The organism is Geminicoccaceae bacterium (assembly GCA_020638465.1).
Lineage (GTDB): Bacteria > Pseudomonadota > Alphaproteobacteria > Geminicoccales > Geminicoccaceae > JAGREO01.
On record JACKIM010000001.1, the window covers coordinates 1,396,326 to 1,418,632 of the forward strand.

23 protein-coding genes are annotated in these 22,307 nt (G+C 60.6%); 15 read left to right on the plus strand and 8 right to left on the minus strand.

Going from position 1 to position 22,307, the window contains the following annotated elements; genetic code table 11:
• Positions 1-34 precede the first annotated feature (34 nt).
• From H6851_06650 to H6851_06660, 3 genes are read right to left on the minus strand one after another with little or no spacing between them, the layout of a single operon-like run.
• A complete protein-coding gene (locus H6851_06650; GenBank protein ID MCB9943286.1) occupies positions 35-1,036 on the minus strand; it encodes a DUF697 domain-containing protein in 1,002 nt (333 codons plus the stop codon).
• Positions 1,033-2,367 carry a YcjX family protein gene (locus tag H6851_06655; GenBank protein ID MCB9943287.1) on the minus strand — a complete coding sequence of 445 codons (1,335 nt, stop codon included), beginning with the start codon at positions 2,365-2,367 and terminating at the stop codon, positions 1,033-1,035. Before H6851_06655 ends, H6851_06650 begins: the two co-directional genes overlap by 4 nt.
• On the minus strand, positions 2,364-3,278 hold the full coding sequence (locus H6851_06660) for a 4-hydroxybenzoate octaprenyltransferase (GenBank protein ID MCB9943288.1): 915 nt from the start codon (positions 3,276-3,278) through the stop codon (positions 2,364-2,366). Before H6851_06660 ends, H6851_06655 begins: the two co-directional genes overlap by 4 nt.
• Before the next feature lie 52 nt (positions 3,279-3,330).
• Between H6851_06660 and H6851_06665 the strand changes: the two genes are divergently transcribed.
• The 10 genes from H6851_06665 to H6851_06710 all read left to right on the plus strand — a co-directional run bounded on the left by H6851_06665 (position 3,331) and on the right by H6851_06710 (position 12,897).
• Positions 3,331-4,059 (plus strand): 16S rRNA (uracil(1498)-N(3))-methyltransferase, encoded by a 729-nt coding sequence (locus tag H6851_06665; protein MCB9943289.1) that lies wholly within the window; start codon positions 3,331-3,333, stop codon positions 4,057-4,059.
• A 189-nt stretch (positions 4,060-4,248) separates the two neighbouring features.
• The gene (coxB, locus tag H6851_06670) at positions 4,249-5,085 is read left to right on the plus strand and encodes a cytochrome c oxidase subunit II (protein ID MCB9943290.1); all 837 of its coding nucleotides are present in this window, start codon (positions 4,249-4,251) and stop codon (positions 5,083-5,085) included.
• Between the two features lie 21 nt (positions 5,086-5,106).
• Positions 5,107-6,690 (plus strand): cytochrome c oxidase subunit I, encoded by a 1,584-nt coding sequence (ctaD, locus tag H6851_06675; protein MCB9943291.1) that lies wholly within the window; start codon positions 5,107-5,109, stop codon positions 6,688-6,690.
• 23 nt (positions 6,691-6,713) lie between these two features.
• Complete coding sequence (locus H6851_06680) at positions 6,714-7,658, plus strand: protoheme IX farnesyltransferase (protein MCB9943292.1); 945 nt, start codon at positions 6,714-6,716, stop codon at positions 7,656-7,658.
• Between the two features lie 127 nt (positions 7,659-7,785).
• Positions 7,786-8,406, plus strand: coding sequence for a cytochrome c oxidase assembly protein (locus H6851_06685; GenBank protein MCB9943293.1), 621 nt, complete (start codon positions 7,786-7,788; stop codon positions 8,404-8,406).
• Between the two features lie 2 nt (positions 8,407-8,408).
• Entirely contained in the window at positions 8,409-9,266 is an 858-nt protein-coding gene (locus H6851_06690) for a cytochrome c oxidase subunit 3 (protein MCB9943294.1), read from the plus strand.
• 159 nt (positions 9,267-9,425) lie between these two features.
• Positions 9,426-9,794 carry a DUF983 domain-containing protein gene (locus H6851_06695; GenBank protein MCB9943295.1) on the plus strand — a complete coding sequence of 123 codons (369 nt, stop codon included), beginning with the start codon at positions 9,426-9,428 and terminating at the stop codon, positions 9,792-9,794.
• A gap of 4 nt (positions 9,795-9,798) precedes the next feature.
• On the plus strand, positions 9,799-10,509 hold the full coding sequence (locus H6851_06700) for an SURF1 family protein (protein MCB9943296.1): 711 nt from the start codon (positions 9,799-9,801) through the stop codon (positions 10,507-10,509).
• The gene (locus H6851_06705; protein ID MCB9943297.1) at positions 10,506-11,459 is read left to right on the plus strand and encodes a COX15/CtaA family protein; all 954 of its coding nucleotides are present in this window, start codon (positions 10,506-10,508) and stop codon (positions 11,457-11,459) included. Before H6851_06700 ends, H6851_06705 begins: the two co-directional genes overlap by 4 nt.
• On the plus strand, positions 11,425-12,897 hold the full coding sequence (locus H6851_06710; GenBank protein ID MCB9943298.1) for a carboxypeptidase M32: 1,473 nt from the start codon (positions 11,425-11,427) through the stop codon (positions 12,895-12,897). The genes H6851_06705 and H6851_06710 overlap by 35 nt, the downstream gene beginning before the upstream one ends.
• A gap of 96 nt (positions 12,898-12,993) precedes the next feature.
• Here H6851_06710 and H6851_06715 read toward each other — a convergent pair whose 3' ends face one another.
• The gene (locus tag H6851_06715; GenBank protein ID MCB9943299.1) at positions 12,994-13,647 is read right to left on the minus strand and encodes a DsbA family protein; all 654 of its coding nucleotides are present in this window, start codon (positions 13,645-13,647) and stop codon (positions 12,994-12,996) included.
• Positions 13,648-13,672: 25 nt separating this feature from the next.
• Positions 13,673-14,863: a VanZ family protein gene (locus H6851_06720; GenBank protein MCB9943300.1), complete on the minus strand. Its 1,191-nt coding sequence runs from the start codon at positions 14,861-14,863 to the stop codon at positions 13,673-13,675.
• A 273-nt stretch (positions 14,864-15,136) separates the two neighbouring features.
• Here H6851_06720 and H6851_06725 point away from each other — a divergent pair, with 273 nt between their 5' ends.
• The 5 genes from H6851_06725 to H6851_06745 all read left to right on the plus strand — a co-directional run bounded on the left by H6851_06725 (position 15,137) and on the right by H6851_06745 (position 19,167).
• Positions 15,137-16,057 carry a MoxR family ATPase gene (locus H6851_06725; protein MCB9943301.1) on the plus strand — a complete coding sequence of 307 codons (921 nt, stop codon included), beginning with the start codon at positions 15,137-15,139 and terminating at the stop codon, positions 16,055-16,057.
• 68 nt (positions 16,058-16,125) lie between these two features.
• On the plus strand, positions 16,126-17,319 hold the full coding sequence (locus H6851_06730) for a VWA domain-containing protein (GenBank protein ID MCB9943302.1): 1,194 nt from the start codon (positions 16,126-16,128) through the stop codon (positions 17,317-17,319).
• 5 nt (positions 17,320-17,324) lie between these two features.
• Positions 17,325-17,645: an XdhC family protein gene (locus tag H6851_06735; protein ID MCB9943303.1), complete on the plus strand. Its 321-nt coding sequence runs from the start codon at positions 17,325-17,327 to the stop codon at positions 17,643-17,645.
• A complete protein-coding gene (locus tag H6851_06740; protein ID MCB9943304.1) occupies positions 17,642-18,337 on the plus strand; it encodes an XdhC family protein in 696 nt (231 codons plus the stop codon). The genes H6851_06735 and H6851_06740 overlap by 4 nt, the downstream gene beginning before the upstream one ends.
• A 59-nt stretch (positions 18,338-18,396) precedes the next feature.
• Positions 18,397-19,167: an SDR family oxidoreductase gene (locus H6851_06745; GenBank protein ID MCB9943305.1), complete on the plus strand. Its 771-nt coding sequence runs from the start codon at positions 18,397-18,399 to the stop codon at positions 19,165-19,167.
• 174 nt (positions 19,168-19,341) lie between these two features.
• On the opposite strand, the gene tviB is transcribed toward H6851_06745, so the two are convergent.
• From tviB to H6851_06760, 3 genes are all read right to left on the minus strand, one after another.
• Positions 19,342-20,640 (minus strand): Vi polysaccharide biosynthesis UDP-N-acetylglucosamine C-6 dehydrogenase TviB, encoded by a 1,299-nt coding sequence (gene tviB, locus H6851_06750; protein ID MCB9943306.1) that lies wholly within the window; start codon positions 20,638-20,640, stop codon positions 19,342-19,344.
• Between the two features lie 39 nt (positions 20,641-20,679).
• Positions 20,680-21,519, minus strand: a complete 840-nt coding sequence (locus H6851_06755; protein ID MCB9943307.1) for a GNAT family N-acetyltransferase — start codon at positions 21,517-21,519, stop codon at positions 20,680-20,682.
• Between the two features lie 204 nt (positions 21,520-21,723).
• Positions 21,724-22,293, minus strand: a complete 570-nt coding sequence (locus H6851_06760) for a hypothetical protein (GenBank protein MCB9943308.1) — start codon at positions 22,291-22,293, stop codon at positions 21,724-21,726.
• Between the last annotated feature and the right edge of the window lie 14 nt (positions 22,294-22,307).

The window sequence follows — 22,307 nt, forward strand, 5'->3', positions numbered from 1 at the left end:
AATGGAGTGGTCATGACCCGGGTGCGGGAAGATATCATGCCCGGGACTTGACCAGATCGTCGACTTTCAGTTCACCCTTGTCGAAGATGGCCGAGCGTACATGTTTGAGACGTGGCGGTTCTTCCGAGATGTAGGGTAAAGGTCGTGCCTGACGAATGGCCTCAAGCCCGAGCCGTGCCGCAAGAAGTGCATTGCCCGCACCCTGTCCGGCACGAGCCGAAAGCATTGCCGTGATCGATGCGCCCACATGCTCGACCGTCGCGTGGCTGACAGCGTCGGCAACGCCGGCGATGGCGGCATTGCGCAGGCATTTCCTGAGCAGGCTGAAGCTGGCGGCCGGACCCATGTGCAGCCCGTAGAGCCGCGCGACCTGCCGGATCATCACCAGCGTGCGCCAGATGACCAGAAATCCGTCGAGCAGTCCGAGCGGGCTGAGGGCGGTGAGGAGACCGATGTCCCGGCTGCCCTCAAGGACCAGCCTGTAGGCCCCCTTGTCGAGTGGGGCCATGACATGACGTTCAAAGATGGCGAGCTGTTCGCCATCGCTGTACTGGTCGCGGTTGGCCTGCTCGAAGCGCTGCAAGCCCTGTGGCGAACCCAGCCGCTGGCTGATGCGTGAGATCAGCGGGCGGGCCTCGCCGTGCAATTCGGAACTTTTGAGGCGCTCGGCGGTATCCCGCAACATGCTGCCGTTGCGCATGGCCCGGATGTCGAGAACCTCGCGGGCAAGAAACATGACCGTCGTTGCGCCCACCACCAGCAGCAACACCAGAAATGGCCAGCCGATCAGGGGATTGGTATCGATCATGCCGGTGACATGGCGAACAGCCTCAAGTGTCACCAATCCCCCTAGTGCGGCAAAGAAGGCGCCGGCAAGACGGCCGGTCCAGCCCTTCTTCTCCTTCCTTTCCGGTACGGTCTCGCTGCGTCCCGTCCGTCTGCCTTCCGGGGACGGGAAGGTGGCAACGGGCTTGCTTTCAGCACCGCTTTCCGGTTCCAGTTCGAAGGGCAGAATCTGTGGCTTGCCCTCGTTCATGCGAGTTTGTCTCCCAACAGGAACTCGATCGCCTGATCGAGGCGAACATGCTGTCCGCGCTTGCGCCGCTTCAACCTGCGCGGAGCGAAGTCGTGGAAGCGGAAACGTCCGCTTTGCCAGTCCTCGTCACTGGGCAGTTCGGGAGGGATTTCCCCCGGAAACAACACCGTCTCGCGATCCTCGTTCTTGAGCTTCCCGCGCACGCAGGAAAGCAACTGTCCTTGATGTTCGGTCGTCACCGTATCGGTACAACGCAGCGCAGACAATGCCAGGACATCCTGGCTGATGCCTTCGAAGCGGGCCCGCCGGGAGGCCGGTTCAACCATGAGTTCCAGAAGCTGCTTGAGGTTCGGGTGCTGGTTGGCGGCGACGTGATCCGCCTTGCTGGCGGCGAACAGCACCTTGTCGATGCGCGGAGCCACCAGCCGCCTCAGCCAGCTGCCCTGACCGTAGGTGAAGCTTTCAAGGATTGTGGACAGGGCCTTCATGCTGTCGTCGAACCAGGCTGGGCCGGCATTGAGGCAGGTGAACAGGTCGACCAGCACGATCTGGCGGTCGAAATTGCTGAAATGGTCGTAGTAGAATGGCTTCACGACTTCCTCGACGTACCGCTGGTAGCGGTGGGCCATTTCGGCCTCGAGCCGGTGCCGGCTCGGCACGGGAGAAAAGGTGGCGCCGTCGGGCAGGTCGTCGAGGCCGTGCATCAGCCGTCCGGGCTGGACGAAGGACAGTCCAAGCTCATGCTGACAGCGTTCGAGGTAACGACGATAGCTGTCGATCAGTACAGTCGTGTCGCCATTCTCGATCTGGTCCAGCCACTCGCGAGCCACGGTGCTGCGGGGATGCCGCTCGGCGAGGGCCAGAGTATCCCGCGAGAGCTGGGCAAAGCTGGTGGCGACCAGCGGCAGGTCCAGTAGCCATTCGCCCGGGTAATCGATGATATCGACAACCAGCGTCTGAACGGATGACCTCAGGCTCGAAAAAAAACCCGAGGCGCGATATCGCATTTCGAGCCGCAGGGAGGTGAGGCGGTCGGTGGCTTCGGGCCACCGTGGCGGTTCCGCCAGCAGGTCGGTCTCGAACGATTCGAAAGGGAAGCGTTCTCCCAGTCCATCAACGACCCGCGCGCCGAGGAACCTGTCCTGGTGTGCCGCGGACATGAAATCGAGATCGTGAGCCTGCAGCAGATGATGAACGAAGGCCGTCGTGAACACCGTCTTGCCGCTGCGGCGAAGGCCGGTGATGGCCAGCCGGACGTGGTTGTCGAACAGCCGGCTACCAACTTCGCCCACGATGTTCAGGGCCTGGTCGAGCGGACCGATCCTTTTCATAGGTGGCCCAGTGCCAGGGCTGCGAGAACGAGGAGACCGGCAAGCCGATTGGCGCGAAAGATCATGAGGCAGTTGTCCCGGTCATCGATGGAAAGCGAGCGGACCTGCCAGACCATGTGGGCGGCGGGCACGAGCAGGGCAGGGTATAGCGGCCATGAAAGACCAGCCATGGTTCCGGCCACTGCTATAAGGACAATGGCAATCGTGTAAAAGCCGCAGATCCACGGAACGGTCGCCGAACCGAGCCTCAATGCGGAGGAACGTACCCCGACGAGGATATCGTCTTCCTTGTCCTGATGGGCATAGATCGTGTCATACCCCAATGTCCAGGCGATGCCGCCCGCGTAGAGGACGACGGCTGACCAGTCGAGTTGATCCGCCATGGCCGCATATCCCACCAGGGCTCCCCAGTTGAAGGTCAGGCCGAGAAATGCCTGCGGCCAGTAAGTAATACGCTTCATGAAGGGATAAATGACAATGAGCGGAAGACTGCCGATGGCAATCAATTGCGCTGTGCGCGGCAACCAGAAAAGTACCGAGAGGCCAATCAGCGATTGAAACGCCGTAAAAAGCACGGCCGCCGGAATACTCACGCGACCTGCCGCAAGGGGGCGATTTCGGGTTCGTTCGACGCGGGCATCGAATTTTCTGTCGGCAAGATCATTGACAGTGCAACCGGCACCGCGCATGGCGATAGCGCCGATTGCGAAAAGCAGTCCTGTGACAGGATCGAGCCCGCCTTCGACCAGCGCCATGCCCCACCAGCACGGGATGAGGAGGAGCCAGGTTCCGATCGGGCGGTCGAGACGAGCGAGCGTGGCGTAATCACGCCACGCCGCCGGCAGCCAGCCCAGGAACGGGATCTGCTGGTCTGCGACATTTTCGATTTTGTGGTAGGATCGTTGATGCATGGCTGTTCATTTAGAGTTTTTGGTCGCCACATGTAAGCCACCTAGAGGCAGTATGAGAATTCCCCGTCTTTTTGTCGACCTGCCGCTGGGCTCCGGCGCGACGATCGAAATCACCGACGAGCGTGCGCACTACTTGCGCAATGTCCTGCGTCTTCGGCCCGGCGCCCAGGTCAGCCTGTTCAACGGCGAATCGGGTGAGTGGCGCGCGACGATGACCGGCATCGAGCGTCGCACGATCAGCCTCGATATTTCCGAACGCCTCCGGGCGCCGCGGAAGGTGCCGGGACCGTCCCTCTATTTCTCGCCGATCCGCCGCAACCGCCTCGAATGGATGCTGGAAAAGGCTGTGGAGTTCGGTGTCGCGAAACTCGTTCCCGTCCTGACGGAACGCTCGGTTGTCGAACTGGGCCGCGTCGACCGGCTGCGGGCACGCCTCATCGAGGCCGCCGAGCAGTGTGAACGGATCGATGTGCCCGAAATCGAGGATGCGCAAACCCTGGAGGATGTCATCGGCAGCGGCGTGAAACTCGTTGTCGGTGTCGAGCGCCACAAGAACGGCTCCCTGCTTCAGGCCCTCGAAGAACTTCCCGATGCGGGACTGCTTGTCGGTCCTGAAGGGGGCTTCACCGATGACGAGCGGCGCATGCTGGGTGAGGCGGATGCCCGCATGGTCAGCTTCGGCCCCTTGATCCTGCGCTCCGAGACCGCTGTGCTGCACATGCTGAGCGTGTGGCGGGCTCTCGAAAATGACGTCGTTGAAGGCGATGCGGGGGGCGAGTGACGTCGTGCCGGACGAAAGGCCCGCCATTACGCGCATTTATGCGACACCATGTCACTGACGCCGGGCGGGCTGCATTTCTATCTTCGAGCCGACCGCGACCAGCCTGCCAATCAGGGGCTGTCGTGCCATTGTTCCACCATCAAGAGAGTGACCACGCACGCCGGTGGTCGACATAAGGACGGAGAGCCCATGCGCTGGCTAGCTGCCTCGATCGTGTTCCTGACGGCATCATTCGCCAATGCTCCGGCGATGGCCGAAGCGGTGTCCTGGCAGATGGGGCTTCAGGGTGCCGTCTCCCCGATCATGGACCGGATCGCGAGCTTCCATCACCTGCTGTTGTGGATCATCACGATCGTCACGTTGTTCGTGCTGGGATTGTTGATCTATGTCTGCGTGAATTTCCGGGAGGAGAAAAACCCGACGCCATCGCGCCGGTCGCATCACACCATGCTCGAAGTGGTATGGACGGCAGTGCCGGTGTTGATCCTCATCATCATTGCGATTCCGTCGTTCAAGCTGTTGTACTACAGCGATATTGTTCCGAAGACCGACATGACGGTGAAGGCCACGGGCCACCAGTGGTACTGGTCGTACGAATATCCCGATAACGGGGATTTCGGTTTTGATGCCTATCTGATTGCCGACGAGGATCTTCAAGAGGGGCAGAAGCGCCTTCTTGAAACCGACAACCGTGTGGTCCTGCCTGCCAATACCAACATTCGCATTCAGGTAACGTCTGCCGATGTGCTCCATTCCTGGGCGATGCCGCCCATGGGCATCAAGATCGATGCCGTTCCCGGCCGCCTCAACGAGGTCTGGGTGAACATCGAGGAGCCCGGTACCTATTACGGCCAGTGCTCGGAGTTGTGTGGCGTCAATCACGGTTTCATGCCGATCACCATCGAGGCGCTGCCGAAGGCGGAATTTGATGCGTGGGTGGAGACGGCCAAGCAACAGTTCGCTCGTGCAGATGGCGTGACGACAAGGGTCGCCGATGCCTCGGCCGCGGTCAGTAACGCGAAGTAACCGGAAAGCGGAGTTCAAACGATGGCACATGCCGTTCACGACGACCATCATGGGGCGCCATCCAGCTTCTTTCTTCGCTGGATCTGCTCGACCAATCACAAGGATATCGGGACACTCTACCTGATCTTCGCCTTCTTTGCCGGCGTGATCGGGATGCTGATGTCCGTGGTATTCCGTCTCGAACTTTTCGCACCGGGTACCCAGCTCATCCAGGACCATCATGTGTTCAACATGCTGGTTACCGCGCACGGCCTCATCATGATCTTCTTCTTCGTGATGCCGGCGCTGATCGGCGGCTTCGGCAACTGGATGGTGCCTCTCATGATCGGAGCGCCGGACATGGCGTTCCCGCGGATGAACAACATCAGCTTCTGGTTGCTGGTTCCCGCGTTCGCCCTCCTGCTGCTCTCCCCGTTCTTCGGCGGTGTGGACGGCGGCTGGACAATGTATCCGCCCCTCTCGTCAACGCTCGGCAATCCTTCGCCCGCGGTCGACATGGCGATCTTCGCCCTTCATCTCGCCGGTGCCAGTTCATTGCTGGGTGCCATCAACTTCATCACCACGATCTTCAACATGCGCGCTCCCGGCATGACCATGCACAAGATGCCGCTGTTCGCTTGGTCGGTGCTGGTGACCGCATTCCTATTGCTGTTGTCGCTGCCGGTCCTGGCCGGTGCGATCACCATGCTGCTGACCGATCGCAATTTCGGAACGCATTTCTTCATCCCCGAAGGTGGCGGTGATCCGATCCTCTTCCAGCATCTGTTCTGGTTCTTCGGTCACCCCGAGGTGTACATCCTGATCCTGCCCGGATTCGGCATCATCAGCCACATCGTGTCGACCTTCTCGCGCAAGCCGGTTTTCGGCTATCTCGGCATGGCCTATGCGATGGTCGCCATCGGGGCGATCGGCTTCATCGTCTGGGCGCACCACATGTACACGGTGGGCATGGGCGTTGATATCAAGGCCTATTTCACGGCGGCGACCATGGTCATCGCGGTACCCACGGGCATCAAGATCTTCTCCTGGATCGCGACAATGTGGGGCGGGTCGATCCGTTTCACGGTGCCGATGATGTGGGCGATCGGTTTCATCTTCCTGTTCACCATCGGTGGCGTGACCGGTGTCGTCCTGGCGAATGCCGGCATGGATGCCGCCCTGCACGATACCTATTATGTCGTGGCTCACTTCCACTATGTCCTGTCGCTGGGCGCCGTGTTTGCCGTCTTCGGTGGCTTCTACTACTGGATCGGCAAGATCACCGGTTACCAGTATTCCGAGCGGCTGGCGAAAATCCACTTCTGGCTTACCTTCGTGGGTGTGAACGTCACCTTCTTCCCGCAGCATTTCCTGGGTCTTGCAGGAATGCCCCGGCGTATTCCCGACTATCCCGATGCCTTCGCACCGTGGAACATGATCAGCTCGATCGGTGCGCTGATCGCCGGCATGAGCGCCTTCTTCTTCTTCTACGTCCTCTACGACATGTTCTCGAACAAGGAGAAGTGTGCGGGCAATCCGTGGGGTGAAGGTGCGACGACGTTGGAATGGACGCACAGTTCACCGCCTCCGTTCCACACCTATGACGAACTTCCTCAGATTCGCTGAAGTTTGTCAGGAAACGCAAGGTCATGGCTACAGTCGTGCGTGAAGCAGAAGACATGGACCTGGTCGGCATTGCCGGTCAGGTATCCAGCCCGCACGACTATTGGCGTTTGCTCAAACCGAACGTGATGCAACTGGTGGTTTTCACCGGGGGTGTGGGAGTTTATCTCGCTCCTGGTGAAATTCACCCGTTACTTGCATTCGTGGCCATTCTCTGCATCGCCGTCGGTGCGGGTGCATCGGCGGCCATCAACAATTGGTACGATGTCGACATCGATCGGGTGATGGTCCGCACGCGGAGGCGTCCGACCGCCAGCGGTCGTATCGACCCTGCCGAGGCGCTCGGTACAGGCATCGTGCTCGCCATTCTTTCCGTATTGCTCATGGCCGTGGCGGTCGGTCTGCTTGCTGCGGTGTTGCTTGCCTTCACGATTTTCTTCTACACCGTCATTTATACGATGGTGCTCAAACGCCGTACCCCGCAGAACATCGTCATCGGTGGAGCGGCCGGTGCCTTTCCCCCCATGGTTGGCTGGGCGGCGGTCTCGGGGGACATATCGACGATGCCCGTCCTTCTGTTCCTGTTGATCTTCTTCTGGACGCCGCCACATTTCTGGGCCTTGGCCCTCTATCGTACGGGAGACTACGAGCGCGTCGGGATTCCCATGCTGCCCGTGGTGTTCGGGCCCGAAACAACCCGGCGGCACATCCTCGCATACAGTGTCATTCTGGCATTCATTTCTGTTTTGCCGAGTGTAATAGGCACGGCCGGCTGGCTGTATCTTCTGGTTTCGATCGTTGGCAGTGGCATTTTCCTGACCAGGGCGTGGCAATTGTATAGAGCACCGTCCGACCGTAATGCGCTACGATTGTTCAAGTTCTCCATAGGTTATCTGTTTGGGTTATTTCTCGGATTGGTTGTCGACCACGCATTAATTGCCTCCGGTGGAACATGGATCGGAGGGGCATGATCATGTCGTCGGAGTCGACGCTGGACCGCAGAAGGAAACAGCGTGCAAAGAATATTGCCGTGGCCTTGGTATTGCTCGGATTCGTTGTGCTCGTCTATTTCGTATCGATTGTGAGGATGGGGGGCGCATGAACGATATCGAACGTCGCAAAAGACGGACGGCCCTGGCGGGGGGAGTCATTATCGCATGCATGCTCGGGCTTACTGCCGCATCGGTGCCACTGTACAATCTCTTCTGCAGTGTCACGGGGTACGGTGGAACGCCGAAGCGTGCCCTGGAGGAAGATGTCCCGCGGGAAGTTCGCGATGTTGTCATCGAGGTGAGCTTCAATGCGGACGTGGCGCCGGGGCTTCCCTGGGCGTTCAAGCCCATGCAGCGAAGCGTCGATGTCCATCCCGGCGAGAATACTTTGGTGTTCTTCGAAGCCGTCAATCACGGGACGCAACCCATTGTCGGTCGTGCCGTGTACAATGTGACGCCACACAAGACAGGCTATTATTTCAACAAGATCCAGTGTTTCTGCTTCGACGAACAGGTGTTGCAGCCCGGGGAGCGGGCCGAGATGCCGGTGTCGTTCTTCGTCGATCCGGAGATGCTGGGCGATCCCGATACGAAGGATGTGCGGCAGTTGACGCTGTCCTACACCTTCTTTGCGGATGACGAGGCCACTCAGGAGCTTGCCCGATCCGCTGATGACAAACAGAGCCCAGCCAAGAAAGACACCTCCTTGCAGGGGAATGGAGTATAAGCATGGCCGATACTGCCCACGCCGGCGCCCATCACGGTCCCAGGCACAACTTTAATCTCGTCGATCCCAGTCCCTGGCCCATGGTGGGGTCGATGTCGGCCTTTATCCTTGCGGTCGGTGCCGTCATGTGGATGCATGATGTCGGCGGTGGCATCGTCGTTCTGCTGCTGGGATTCCTGGCCGTCCTTTTCACCATGGTCGTATGGTGGCGGGACGTCCTGAAGGAAGCGTATCGGGGCGATTACCACGAAATTGTCTCGCGCATGCTGCGCATCGGCATGGTGTTGTTCATCACTTCGGAAGTGATGTTCTTCGTTGCCTGGTTCTGGGGCTATTTCTGGGGGGCGCTGGTGCCACCGGAACTGGTTGCCACGAGCTGGCCGCCAGCCGAAGTGACGCCCGTTCCGGCCTGGGGAATTCCCTTCCTCAATACAATGATCCTGTTGCTGTCCGGCACGACGGTGACGTGGGCGCATCATGCACTGCGGGAAGGGGATCAGGAGACGACCTTCAAGGCGCTGCTTTTGACGGTATGTCTCGGCCTGATCTTCACCGGTTTTCAGGCTTATGAATATATCCATACCATTCATGAAGGCTTGACCATCGACAAGGGAATATTCGGTTCCGCCTTCTACATGGCTACCGGTTTCCATGGTTTTCATGTTATTGTCGGTACCATTTTCCTGATCGTGTGCACGGTTCGCGCTTATCGGCGGAGGTTCGATCCCAAGACCCATGTGGGATTCGAAGCGGCGGCATGGTACTGGCATTTCGTCGATGTCGTCTGGTTGTTCCTGTTCGTCTGGGTGTATGTCTGGGGTGGCAGTCTCAGCTGGACGGTTTCGGGCACGGGCAATTGATCCTGGGTTGAACAGGTTCAGGTTCGGGGGAACGGCGTCAGGGTCGTTGCCCCGTCCGGAACACGTGTGGTCTCTTGCGATTTCTGCAAGAGTGCCCTCCTTCTTCGGGGATTGAGTTTTCCCACCCGACACTTGTGCTCAACGGGAGTATTCGTTGCCATGTCAGTATCTCCCATTTCGGCCGGCTTGGGGTGCAGATGTCCAAACTGCGGGAAAGGCCCGCTTTTTGACGGCTTCCTTACCGTTCGAAAGAAATGCGAGCATTGTGGAGTTGATCTCGCGGGTCAGGACAGTGGGGACGGTCCCGTAGCGTTTATCATTCTCATCGTCGGTTTCGTCGTTGTAGGCGCTGCACTTGTTGTTGAGGTGAAATACGGTTGGCCGGTGTGGTTACACATGGTTGTGTGGCTGCCGCTGGCCCTGGTTGGTTGCCTCGGACTGATGCGTCCGGCGAAGTCCCTGCTGATCGCGATGCAGTTCCGCCATCTGCGGCACAGCTTTGAGGGGGAGCGTCCGGACAGGACGTGATTGGATGAGCCCCTTCAGACCGGGTATGGCCGCCACCGTTGCGGCCATCATTTCGTTATGTATCCTTCTGGCTCTGGGGACATGGCAGATCCGGCGCCTCCATTGGAAGGAGGCGTTGATCGCGGACATCGCCAATGGTCTTTCGTTACCCGCCACGGACCTGTCCGAAGTGCTCCATTCCACCTACAGGCATGTAACTGCGAGTGGAGAAATTCTCGCCGAACCGCGGTTCTTCCTTGGCAGCGCCACCCGATCCAGTGAACTGGGTACATCACTGGAGCAGGTCTTTGTCGATTCGAGCGGACGCCAGTGGCTGCTTGAGCGTGGATGGATCCCGGATCCGGCGATGGAGTCGGGCAGGAGAGGGGCCTTCGACATTGGCGGCACCGTGCAGATCGAAGCGGTGACCCGACCCCTGAAGGCGACCGGTGTTTTCACACCATCGGCCGATTATGTGCAAGGCCGGATCTATGGCGAGGATGTGTCCGATCTCGACCGGCGTTTCGGTCTTGAGCTGCAACCAATGGCACTGGTCCTGCAATCCGTGGCACCCGCCTCGGGTGGTGCGAACCTGCAGCCGGTGCCCGTCGATGTCGATCCGCATCTGCCGAACAACCATCTGGGCTATGTCATTACATGGTACGGGCTGGCCCTGGCTCTCATCGGGGTCTACATCGCCTTCGGATGGAGCCGGGGCCGGGAGGAGAGCGAATGACCTTTCAACGTGCACTGGCCGCCCTGACGCTCGGTCTGGTCTATGTGCTCATCATCCTCGGCGGCTGGATACGGGCGAACAACGCGGGGCTGTCCTGTCCCGACTGGCCGACCTGCTATGGGCATTGGGTGTTGACACCGGGGCAGTTCGATGCGCTGGGCGATGTCGGCTACAGCTACTATCAGATGATGCTTGAGTGGACGCACCGTTTCATCGCGGGCGTTGTGGTGGGGCCGTCCATTCTGGTGTTGACCGTCCTTGCCTGGCGTCGTCGCGGCATGGATCCCGCGGGTTTCAGGATTGCAGTCGCGATTATGGCCGTGCTTTTGGTGCAGGCATCGCTTGGCGGGATCACTGTGCTCGATCAGAACAGCCCGTGGTCGGTGGCATTGCACCTCGGAACGGCTCTGCTGCTGCTCTCCTTGATGGTGCTTGTCGTCCAGCGGCTGGGACGGTCTTCAATGGAGGAGGCATCGGGCGCGCTGCGGATCTTTGCTTTCACGTTGTGGCTGCTGGCGATCGGGACGATGGTCACCGCAGCCATGACGGCCAAATCCGGTGCATCGCTGGCCTGTTACGAATGGCCATCCTGCGATGGAAGCTATTTCCCTTCACTGGATGATCCCCTGGTCCGCATCCATTACATTCATCGTACACTGGCGGCGCTGACGGGGATCGGCGTATTCCTCATGCTGCTCTGGACACGTCATGCCGGTATGCAGCACCTTTCCGGCAGGGTTCTCGCGGCTTGTGTCGTGGTCATCGTGCAGGTGGCGCTCGGTGCCACGGTGATCCTACTTGAAGTTCCGCGCTGGTCGCAGTCGGCGCATCAGGCCACCGGGGTACTGCTTTTTGTATTTCTCTCCAGCATACTCTGGCAGACGTTGCGCAGCGGACAGGAAGTGGAGCATTCCCATGCAGGCTTATCCAGCGCTCAGGGAGCGATTTAGGCGTATTTCCGGCCTCAGTGGAGCTTCCGCGATTCTCGGCTGGGATCAATCGGTGATGATGCCGAAAGGAGCCAGTGCTGTCCGCGGGGAGCAACTGGCAGTGCTCAGCGGCATGATTCACGAATTGGTCGCGGCGGCCGAAACCGGCGATCTCATCGAACGGGCACGCGAGGAGGAACTTGACGGTTGGGAGGCTGCCAACCTGCGGGAGATCGAACGCAGTTTTCGTCGGGCGACGGCGCTTGATGGTCGGCTGGTGGAGGCGATCACCCGGGCCACCAGCGCTTGTGAAATGACCTGGCGCACAGCGCGTGCCGACAATGACTTTGCGTCGCTGGCACCCCGGCTGGAGGAGGTTCTTGCGCTCACCCGGGAGTCTGCCCAGCGTTATGGTGAAGTTCTCGATCTGAAGCCCTATGACGCCTGTCTCGAAAATTTCCAGCCCGGGCTGAAACGCGGTGAGATCGAGTCGCTGTTCGCGCCACTGGAAGAACAACTTCCGGAAATGATCGACGCAGCCCTGGCGCGTCAGGGAAAGCCGCAAAGACCCACGGGGCCGTTTGTCCTCGACAAGCAGCGCCAGCTTGCCCGTTCGCTCATGGAGCAGATCGGTTTCGACTTCGATCATGGCCGCCTGGATGAAAGCGCCCATCCCTTCTGCGGTGGCGTGCCCGGCGATCACCGGCTCACGACGCGTTATCGCGAGGATGAACTGACGTCAGCGCTCATGGGCGTGCTGCATGAAACCGGGCATGCGCTCTACGAGGCCGGTCTGCCGGCGGAATGGGTCAGCCAGCCGGTGGGCGAGGCTCGCGGCATGGCGGCTCATGAAAGCCAGTCGCTGCTGATGGAGATGCAGGCCTGTCGTTCGCCGCAATTCGTCGGCTATCTCTCCGGTCGCCTGATCGAGACCTTCGGCGATCAGGCAGCCTTTGCCACCGGCAATCTCACACAACTTTATACCCATGTGGAGCGTGGGCTCATCCGTGTGGATGCCGATGAACTCACCTATCCCCTTCACATCATCCTGCGCTTCCGGCTGGAACGGGCTTTGATGGAAGGTGATCTCGCCGTGGCCGACCTCCCCGGAGCATGGAATGACGGCATGGAGGAATTGCTGCAACGCCGCCCCGACACCGATCGCGAAGGTCTGATGCAGGACATCCACTGGCCGATCGGAGCGATCGGCTATTTTCCCAGCTATACCGTCGGCGCCATTCTTGCAGCCCAGCTTTTCGCGGCGGCGCGGCGAGCCATGCCGCAGATGCCGGATGAAATAGGCCGGGGCGATTTCTCCGGCCTCCTGAGCTGGTTGCGCGAGCATGTGCACGGCAAGGCGTCGCGGCTGGAGCTGTCGGCACTGGTCGAGGAAGCGACCGGCAGACCCTTGGGAACGGAGGATTTTCTTGCGCATCTTCGGCAGCGCTACCTGACGTAGGTCAGGTTTGTCCACTCCTTGGGTTCGTTGTCATATCGGCACTGAACGGTTGCAGTCATCTCCTTCCCGGAGTGCCGAACGATCTCGATGGATTGATCATAATGTTTTCGAGAATGTCGCCAATTCGTGTTCGACATGTTCGATGGTCTGGCAGCCGACGGCCAGCGCATGCGCCCTGCCGTCATTCATGGCCAGCAGCATCGGGTAGCCGGTAACCCCCATGGAAACCGTCTGTTGCCATTCGCGGTGCACGGCATCGGCCAATGCCGGATCGTCGAGGCGCTCCCGGAATTCGGCGACATCCTGTCCGAAGTCACCGGCGATGGCCGAGAGGCGGTCGGGATCGGTGATGTCGTCGTTAAAGGCGTAGAAGCGTTCCTGCAGGCGATGCAGGAACACCGGTGCGAGGGCGGGGTAGGAGGCGCGCATCAACGCGAGTGCCCGGCATGCGGGAGCGGTATCGTAGACGAAGCCATCGCGATCGAAGAACGAGACGTCGAAAGGCTGGCCTGTCAGCTCGATGACATGCTGCCAGTGCTTGCGAACGGCCTGCTTGTCCTTGTCGCGCATGGGTTCGCCCGTGGACCGGCCCAGCGGTCCCGTGGCGACGGTCAGCCTGAAACGACCCGAATGACGGGATCGCAGGGTCTGGATGACCGGCGAAAAACCCCAGCACCATGAACACATCGGGTTGGCAAAGTACAACAGTTCCATGCGTGCGACCATGCCCGATCGGGGCAGGGCACTCAAGGTCTGCCGTCGAGCGATTCCCGTTTCACGCGTCCCTGCTCATCCCGGGAACGGTGTCGAGGCGATGATGATCGCTGTTGTCATGATCTTCGTCATGGCGATGTCTGCGTTCGCGATGATGCCTGTGCCTTCGGGAGCGCCGACGCCGATAGTGTCTCTTGACGTAGTCCTGACCGACACCCAGTCCCAGGATGACACCCGCCGCGTTGGTGGCCGCATCGAAGATGTCGTCCGTACCGATGCCGGTGGTAATGGACTGAATCAGCTCGACCATCGCGGCGACTGCGATGAGCGGGATGGCGAGCTTGCGGACGGGATCACGGCGCCGCGCCAGCCGCACCAGGAATCCGATCATCATGAAAGCCACCATGTGCAGGGATCGGTCGGTCCAATCGCGCTCCGCCATGTCGTTGTGCGGGGTGAAGGCCGAGATCATGTCCATGAACGGCTCCTTGAGCGCGTAGGGCATGAGTGCGAAGGCGCCGCCAATGGCAACGATGGTCACGGCTGCCACTGCTGCCGGTTTGTGTGCGGCCGCGGCAATGAACCAGCCGCCGGCGATGACCAGCAACGCAAACCAGCCCCCGCGAACGATGAGCGACATCTGCGCGAATTCGGCACGTTCGACGGCCGGACGCAATTGGAGGTGAGACAGGGTCATCCGGCCGGTCGTCTTGGCCATGCGAATCGACAGCCTGGCCTCGGTGATATCGGGGGCGATCTCGATGACCTGCCGGTAGGGGAAGGCCGGTCGCGTACCGACCGTGTCGAACAGCTTGTGCGGCCGGCCATAGTCGGCCTTGCCGTCGACGCGCAGGCCGACAAGTTCGACCCGGGCCCGTTCCCAGGGCTTGTCGCCGCCCACGCCCAGCGCCAGTTCGATCACCGCGCCGAGTTCGAACGACCGCTGGCCATCGGGCAGCCTGATCGTCTGTTCGATGCCGGCCGTGGCATTGGGATGGTCGTTGTCGATGATGACCCGGTCGCCGCGGAAGACGATCCTGCCGACCTTGCCGATGCGATCCCAGCCCTCCGGCATCGGTTCGGCGAAAAGGAGGTCGTCGATGGCCATCGAAAAACCGGGATTGACCAGATAGGCCGGTTCGCCGATGTCCCAGCGTTTCATGGTCAAAAACACGATGGCCGTGAGGACGCAGAGAGCCAGTGCCATGAGGGTGAGCAGGACGAAGCCGATGGTTGCCTTCTTCACGCCCATCGCTGCCTGTCCTGAAGTTTCATGTCGACGATACATTTCCAGGCTATCAATTCCTGACCGTCAAGGTTCCGGTCAATTCTCTCAAAAGTTGAAATATTCCGTTTCACGAGATGTTGCAACATGGCGGTGCAAATTGTGACATTTCGAGGATAACACGTTTTTCCGCATCGCGATGCGAGTGGGACAGGCTGCCACTGGACCATCAACGCGACCTGTGGCAGGCATGGTCGCGACGCCTCATTGCCGGGATCGGCCAAGCCTGATCGGGACACCATGACCACGCCATTGCCCAGTTCGATCGATGATACTGTGGAACTCCTGCGACAGGCGGACTATGTCCCCGATCGTCCATTGTCGACCGCCACCTTTCTCGCCCTCAAGCTTGGCCGGCCGCTTTTCCTTGAAGGGGAAGCCGGCGTGGGCAAGACCGAAATCGCCAAGGTGCTGGCCAGCAGTCTTGGACGCAAACTGGTCCGCCTTCAGTGCTACGAGGGGCTCGATGTTGCCTCGGCGGTTTATGAATGGAACTACCAGCGGCAGATGATGGAGATTCGTCTGGCCGAGGTAGCCGGCGATACCAGCCGCGAAGGTCTCGCTCAGGATATTTTCGACGAGCGCTTCCTTGTGCGGCGTCCGCTTCTGCAGGCCCTTGAGGAAAATGCGGGTGGTCCACCAGTGCTGCTCATCGACGAGCTCGATCGAACCGACGAGCCGTTCGAGGCCTACCTTCTTGAGGTACTCTCGGATTTCCAGATCACCATTCCCGAAATCGGCACGATCAGGGCGGCCGAACCGCCGATCGTCATCATCACCAGCAATCGCACGCGCGAGATTCATGATGCGCTCAAGCGCCGCTGTTTTTATCACTGGGTCGACTATCCCGGTGTTGAGCGTGAACTGGAAATTATTCGGGTAAAACTGCCTGGTGTGGAAGAACGCCTGGCGCGGAAGATCGTCGAATTTGTTCACAGTGTCCGTCAGCGCGACCTGTTCAAGTTGCCCGGTGTTGCCGAAACGCTCGACTGGACACGCGCGCTCACGACGCTCGACGTTCTTGAGATTACCCCCGATGTTGTTAGTGATACACTTGGAACCCTTCTCAAGTATCAGGACGATATCGCCCGCATCCAGGGTAGTGAAGCGGCCAAGATCCTTGGCGAGATCAACATGAAGATCGGAGCTGCAGCGAAGTGAACGGAGTGCGGCCGGTCACGTCGCGACAACCCGCCTCCGATCCCTCGGGCCGTTTTGCGCGCAACATCATGCATTTCGCCCGGACGCTTCGCACGGCTGGGCTGCCGGTGGGGCCGGGTCGGGTGCTTGCCGCCCTGCGTGCAGTGGAAGCTGCCGGCGTTTCCAGCCGACAGGACCTGTACTGGACCCTGTTTGCGGTGTTCGTCAACCGGCAGGACCAGCGCGAACTGTTCGACCAGTGTTTCCATGTCTACTGGCGCGATCCGAAGCTGCTCGAACGCATGATGCACATGCTGCTGCCGACCCTGCAACCTGAACAGCAGCAGCAGACCGAAGACATCAATCGCCGGGTCGCCGAAGCGCTCGCGCCGGAGAAGACCCCGGGACAGGGAGAGTCTCCCGAAGACGAAGAAGACCCGCATATCGAACTCGACGCCGTGATGACGTGGTCGGAAAGGGAAATTCTCCAGACGAAGGACTTCGAGCAGATGACGGCCGACGAACTCGATGCCGCCCGGCGCGAGATCGCCCGTTTCCGGCTGCCGGTGATGGAGGTGCCGACCCGGCGCTTTGCCCTGCACCCGCACGGTCGCCGCATCGACATGCGCAAGACCCTGCGCCAGTCGCTGCGTGGTGGCGGCGGTTCCATCGACATCGCCCGCAAGAAGCGCATCCGCCGTCATCCGCCCCTGGTCATTCTTTGCGACATTTCCGGCTCGATGAGCCGCTATTCGCGCATGCTGCTGTTGTTCATGCACGCGATCACCAATGATCGCGACCGCGTGCACTCTTTCGTCTTCGGCACGCGACTGACCAACATCACCCGCTATCTGCGCCACAAGGATGTCGACATCGCGCTCGATCGCATTGGCGATCTTGTCGAGGACTGGTCGGGTGGTACGCGTATCGGTCACGCGCTGCACGACTTCAATACACACTGGTCCCGGCGGGTTTTGGGACAGGGACCCGTGGTATTGCTCATCACCGACGGACTGGATCGTGACGCGGGCGAGGGACTCGCGCCCGAGATCGAACGCCTGCACAAGAGTTGTCGACGGTTGATCTGGCTCAACCCCCTGCTGCGCTTCGAGCGCTACCAGCCGATCACTCGCGGTGCGCGTGCCATCATCCGCCATGTTGACGATTTCCGCACCGTTCACAATCTGTCAAGTCTGCGCGAACTTGCCGACGTGCTCGGCCAGCCGCCGAGCCGGCGGTCCGGGGAGCTGCTGGAATGGAACCGCCAGTCCGAAGGAGGATAGGATCGATGGAACCGCAAGAGGACTTGCTGCGTCTTGCCTCGTCATGGAAGGAAGAAGGGCGCAAGGTCGCCATGGCGACCGTGGTCTCGACCTGGGGATCGAGCCCGCGGCCAGCCGGTAGCCAGCTTGTGGTGGATGATGCCGACCATATGCAGGGCTCCGTTTCGGGGGGGTGTATCGAGGGGGCGGTCATCAGGGAAGCGCGCGAATGCATGGCTGGCGCCCCGCCCCGGCTCCTGTCGTTTGGCGTCAGCAACGAGCAGGCGTGGGAAGTGGGGTTGGCCTGCGGCGGCAAGGTCGAGGTCTATGTCGAGGCGCTGGCATGAAGACCGACCTCCTTGTCGCCCTCAACGAGGCGCGTGCCGCCAAGAAGCGTACCGCACTGGTCCGTCTGCTTGAGAGCCATGAACAGGCGCTGGTGGTCGAGGACGAGGTGGTGAGCGGTACGCTCGACGAGGATGGTCGCGAACAGGTGCGCATCGGCCTGCGCCAGGATCGCTCGAAAACGGTCGATCTTGCGGCCGGCCGGGCGTTCATTCAGGTATTCAACCCGCCCTTGCGTCTGGCGATCGTCGGTGCGGTACATATCAGTCAGGCCCTCGCACCGATGGCCCGGCTCACCGGCTACGATGTCAGCATCATTGATCCGCGTGGAACCTTCGCAACCGAGGAACGCTTTCCGGGGATCGCCCTGCTCGACGACTGGCCGGACGAGGCCATGCAGGAACTCGATCCCGACCGGCGCACCGCCGTAGTGACGCTCACGCATGATCCCAAGCTCGACGATCCCGCGCTCGACGTGGCATTGCGCTCCGAGGCGTTCTACATTGCAGCACTGGGCAGCAGGCGTACCCATGCCGGCCGTATCGAGCGCCTGAAGGCCCTGGGACACGGCGAGGCCGCCATCGCCCGTATCCATGGGCCGGCCGGGCTGGATATCGGTGCGGTGAGCCCGCAGGAGATTGCCATTTCGGTGCTTGCCGAAATGACTGCCGCGCTGCGCAAGGAGCCCGGCTGAACCTGCCTGCCACCAGCCATCATCGAAAAGAAAGCACTCAACAAACGGGGAGGATCGATATCATGGGTGTACAGGAACGCTTCCGTCTCGACGGCAAGGTCGCTGTCGTCACCGGTGCCACCAAGGGCATCGGCTTCGAGATCTGCCGCGTGCTGGCAGATGCCGGTGCCGACATCATCGCCATGGGTCGTGACGAGGGCGGGCTTGCGGACGTTGCCCGTGAGGTCGAGGCATTGGGACGCAAGTGTCATCGCGTGCCGGTGGATCTCGCCGACGCGCCGGCGGTGAAGAAGGCTGCTGCCCGAGCGCTGGAGATCGCCCCGGATATCGATGTGCTTGTCAACAATGCCGGCATCGCCCTCAATGAACCCCTGCTCGAAGCGACGGTCGAGAACTGGGACATGACCCAGGCGGTCAACCTGCGCGCACCTTTCCTGATGGCCCAGGCCATCGTACCGCAGATGATTCGCCGGGGGGCGGGCAAGATCGTCAATGTCTCGTCGCAGACCAGCCAACTCGCCCTTCAGGACCACGGTGCCTATGCCGCCTCGAAGAATGGCCTGAATGCGCTCACCAAGGTGATGACCATCGAATGGGCGAAGCACAACATTCAATGCAATGCCGTGTTGCCCACCGTCATCCTAACCCCCATGGGCGAGATGGTCTGGGGCAAGCCGGAAAAGGGCGATCCGATGAAGGCCAGAATCCCGCAGGGGCGCTTCGGCTCGACCACAGAAGTGGCCGATGTCGTACTCTTCCTCTCCACCACCGCCTCCGACATGGTCAACGGCGAAACCGTCCTCGTCGATGGCGGCTACACGGCGCAGTAGCCGCAAAACCACAGAATCTCCTCGGGTTTGCCGGCTTTCAATGACCTGCAAATGTTGTTCGTCAGTTGCGGATGACCAGGTGGATCAGCTTCTTTCGCAGTACCTGGTTTCAGCAATTTGACGATGTTTGTTGTGTAGAATATCTTCCGGATCCCGGCGCTGAGAGTCTCCCGATTACAACCGCAGATCGCTTTGGTCGGCGGGCAGGACATATTTCAGATCATAGAGAACATGGTCGGCGCGTCCCAGGCGTCTCATGCCGGACGCGCCGATATCGACAAACTCATTGTGTGCGACGGCGAGGATGATGCCATCATAGCAGGCGAGCCCGGGCTGGCTGATCGGTGTTATGCCGTATTCATGCTCGGCTTCGGCGGCGTTGACCCAGGGATCGAAGACATCGACCTCAATGCCGTAATCCCGCAACTCGGTGATCACGTCGACGACGCGGGTGTTACGCAGGTCGGGGCAGTTCTCCTTGAAGGTCAGGCCCATCACCAGAACCCGTGCGCCCTGGACGTGAATACGCTTGCGCAGCAGGGCCTTGACCATTTGCCCGGCCACATAGGCCCCCATGCCGTCGTTCAGCCGCCGTCCGGCGAGGATGATCTGCGGATGATAACCGATCGATTCTGCCTTGTGGGTCAGGTAATACGGATCGACGCCGATGCAGTGACCGCCAACGAGACCGGGGCGGAAAGGCAGGAAGTTCCACTTGGTTCCCGCGGCCTTGAGGACGGCTTCGGTCTCGATGCCCATGCGGTTGAAGATCACCGCGAGTTCATTGATCAAGGCGATGTTCAGGTCGCGCTGGGTGTTCTCGATGACCTTCGCCGCCTCGGCTACCCGGATCGAAGATGCCTTGTGCGTGCCCGCCTTGATGATCGAGGCATAGAGGCTGTCGACGAACTCTGCGACCTCGGGGGTCGAGCCCGAGGTGACCTTGATGATCGTCGTCAGTCGATGCGTCTTGTCGCCCGGGTTGATCCGTTCGGGGCTGTAGCCGGCGAAGAAATCCTCGTTGAACTGCAGGCCCGACTTGCGCTCGAGAACCGGCACGCAGTCCTCCTCGGTGGCACCCGGGTAAACGGTCGATTCGTAGATCACCAAGTCACCGCGCTTGAGTACCTTGCCTATGGTCGCGGACGCCTTGATCAGCGACGTCAGGTCGGGGCGCTTGTGGTCGTCGATCGGGGTGGGCACCGTGATGATATAAATGTTGCACCCTTCGAGATCGACGGGATCCGACGAGTAGCTGAGCTTCCTGGCCTCTTTGAGTTCCTCGTTGCTTACTTCGAGCGTTGCATCGTGCCCGTCCTGCAATGCCTTGATGCGCGCGGGATTGATGTCGAAACCAACCACGTCGTGGATCTTCCCGAATTCCACCGCAAGCGGCAACCCGACATAGCCAAGGCCAATAACTGCAAGCTTGGCGGTTTCGAGGGAGAAATCATGCACTTTGATCTCGGACATCGTAATTGGTCCACTCCCCCTTGCCCCTTTGTAACCAGTTCAGGACTCGCAAATTTCGATAGAGACGGCATTTGCGTTGAGAAGATCGAGGCTCATCATCACGAGGTCATCGCTCAGAAGCTCCCCGCTACCCGATACGCGTGTACGCAATCCCTTCACCAGGCGGTGCGTGACCCGAAAGCCGAGTTTCTCGTAGAATCGGCCCGCTGTTTGCGTGCCGAGATGCAGGACGGTCACGTCTTGTCGGCGTAGAATGTCGAAGACTGCCTCGGCGAGACGGGTGCCAGTTGTGGGCGGCAGTCCCGGCACCAGCGACAGGGTCGCGAGATAGGCGAAGCGTTTCCCGTCGCGCTCATGGATCGAACCGCAAGCGCCGCCACGGAGGTGGCCATCGACATCGGCCAGCCTGACGACAAATGCGGGACGGATTTTGTCATCCGCCTCGTCGACCGCTTCGAGATAGAGCACGCATCCTTCCGTCGCCTGGTTCTCAAGATCCCGGGTGAACGCGTATGTATGGTCAGGGCCAGCCGGCATATCGATCCATGCAGGTGTGTAGCCGGCGGCAGAGAGCGGTCCGAGCAATTGCTGGCCATAGGTTGTCAGGATGACAATTCGCGAGATTGACCGGCTCTTTTGAAGCTCGGCCACACGCGTGGCGATGTAGCCAACAGGATCAGTGAGAAAGCCGCTTGTTTGCGATTCCCCGATCGGGGGATATTCGACCATGACATTCGGGCCGAACCCGAATTCGCGTTCGCGCTCGGCGAAGATCTGATAGATGGCGAGGGCTTCCGCATCGAGTTGCTCGCGCGGCGTATCGGCCAGCATCATGACGCTCAGGCTGAATGCTTCAGCACCCGCTTTTATCGTCGCCACAAAACCCTCCATCTCCATTGAAGAACACGCAGTGGATGTCCGCCGGACCGTCGGTAGGGCAGCATCCGTACGAAGACAAGGCAATTCAAGGCCAGGTGATACCGGTCGCCACGATGTCCCTGTGTCCCGCCGATCGATAGCTACGCCCGCGACCTGTTCGCGGAATAGGAAGGTGCCGGTCTTGCCTCCAATTTTCGTAGAATTTTATCGATCGGGGCGAATCCGGTGCGCGCGTATGATGGCTCTTGCGGTGGGGAAGGTCTCCACGGGGGGAGGGATGGCGCTCCGGGATGCATGGCCTGCCGTCCGCAGTGGCCGGGTATCGGCCGGAGCCACAACCGCAACGCGCATGTAGTGAAGGGCTACAGGTGCGGCGGGAGCGGCCGCGATGGGGGCAGGCCGCATCCGCTGCCACGCCTCGCGCCGATGGGTGCGATGGGCCAGTTCGGCATCGGCCGTCCGCGGGCCTTCAACCTCGTCCAGGTACATCATCCGCCAGAAATCGCGGTAATACCCGGCCGCCATGATGGCAAAACGCAACTGCCGGGCGAGATCGCCGCCCCTGAGCGTGGCGTAGCAGAACGAACCCGCCGGTATCCGCAGGAAGCCGGGCAGGGCCGCCTCGCGGACCCCGCCATGCGCCCTGCGCCGCGACACCAGCAGCCAGCCCAGCAGCAGGAGCCGCCCCAGGCACAGCAACAGGATCTCCCGCCCCGCCGACAGCGGGCGCACGGGATTTCCGGCAGGAACGGGGCTCGGGGCACATCGTGTCATGCTCCCGTACCTGC

Coding starts and splice junctions, on each gene's coding strand:
- H6851_06700 (MCB9943296.1), top strand. CDS start 9,799: ATGAGCCCCTTCAGACCGGGTATGGCCGCCACCGTTGCGGCCATCATT.
- H6851_06735 (MCB9943303.1), top strand. CDS start 17,325: ATGGAACCGCAAGAGGACTTGCTGCGTCTTGCCTCGTCATGGAAGGAA.
- H6851_06730 (MCB9943302.1), top strand. CDS start 16,126: ATGCATTTCGCCCGGACGCTTCGCACGGCTGGGCTGCCGGTGGGGCCG.
- H6851_06650 (MCB9943286.1), bottom strand. CDS start 1,036: ATGAACGAGGGCAAGCCACAGATTCTGCCCTTCGAACTGGAACCGGAA.
- tviB (MCB9943306.1), bottom strand. CDS start 20,640: ATGTCCGAGATCAAAGTGCATGATTTCTCCCTCGAAACCGCCAAGCTT.
- H6851_06760 (MCB9943308.1), bottom strand. CDS start 22,293: ATGACACGATGTGCCCCGAGCCCCGTTCCTGCCGGAAATCCCGTGCGC.
- H6851_06680 (MCB9943292.1), top strand. CDS start 6,714: ATGGCTACAGTCGTGCGTGAAGCAGAAGACATGGACCTGGTCGGCATT.
- H6851_06710 (MCB9943298.1), top strand. CDS start 11,425: ATGCAGGCTTATCCAGCGCTCAGGGAGCGATTTAGGCGTATTTCCGGC.
- H6851_06740 (MCB9943304.1), top strand. CDS start 17,642: ATGAAGACCGACCTCCTTGTCGCCCTCAACGAGGCGCGTGCCGCCAAG.
- H6851_06660 (MCB9943288.1), bottom strand. CDS start 3,278: ATGCATCAACGATCCTACCACAAAATCGAAAATGTCGCAGACCAGCAG.
- H6851_06695 (MCB9943295.1), top strand. CDS start 9,426: ATGTCAGTATCTCCCATTTCGGCCGGCTTGGGGTGCAGATGTCCAAAC.
- H6851_06665 (MCB9943289.1), top strand. CDS start 3,331: ATGAGAATTCCCCGTCTTTTTGTCGACCTGCCGCTGGGCTCCGGCGCG.
- ctaD (MCB9943291.1), top strand. CDS start 5,107: ATGGCACATGCCGTTCACGACGACCATCATGGGGCGCCATCCAGCTTC.
- coxB (MCB9943290.1), top strand. CDS start 4,249: ATGCGCTGGCTAGCTGCCTCGATCGTGTTCCTGACGGCATCATTCGCC.
- H6851_06685 (MCB9943293.1), top strand. CDS start 7,786: ATGAACGATATCGAACGTCGCAAAAGACGGACGGCCCTGGCGGGGGGA.
- H6851_06725 (MCB9943301.1), top strand. CDS start 15,137: ATGACCACGCCATTGCCCAGTTCGATCGATGATACTGTGGAACTCCTG.
- H6851_06655 (MCB9943287.1), bottom strand. CDS start 2,367: ATGAAAAGGATCGGTCCGCTCGACCAGGCCCTGAACATCGTGGGCGAA.
- H6851_06690 (MCB9943294.1), top strand. CDS start 8,409: ATGGCCGATACTGCCCACGCCGGCGCCCATCACGGTCCCAGGCACAAC.
- H6851_06720 (MCB9943300.1), bottom strand. CDS start 14,863: ATGGGCGTGAAGAAGGCAACCATCGGCTTCGTCCTGCTCACCCTCATG.
- H6851_06705 (MCB9943297.1), top strand. CDS start 10,506: ATGACCTTTCAACGTGCACTGGCCGCCCTGACGCTCGGTCTGGTCTAT.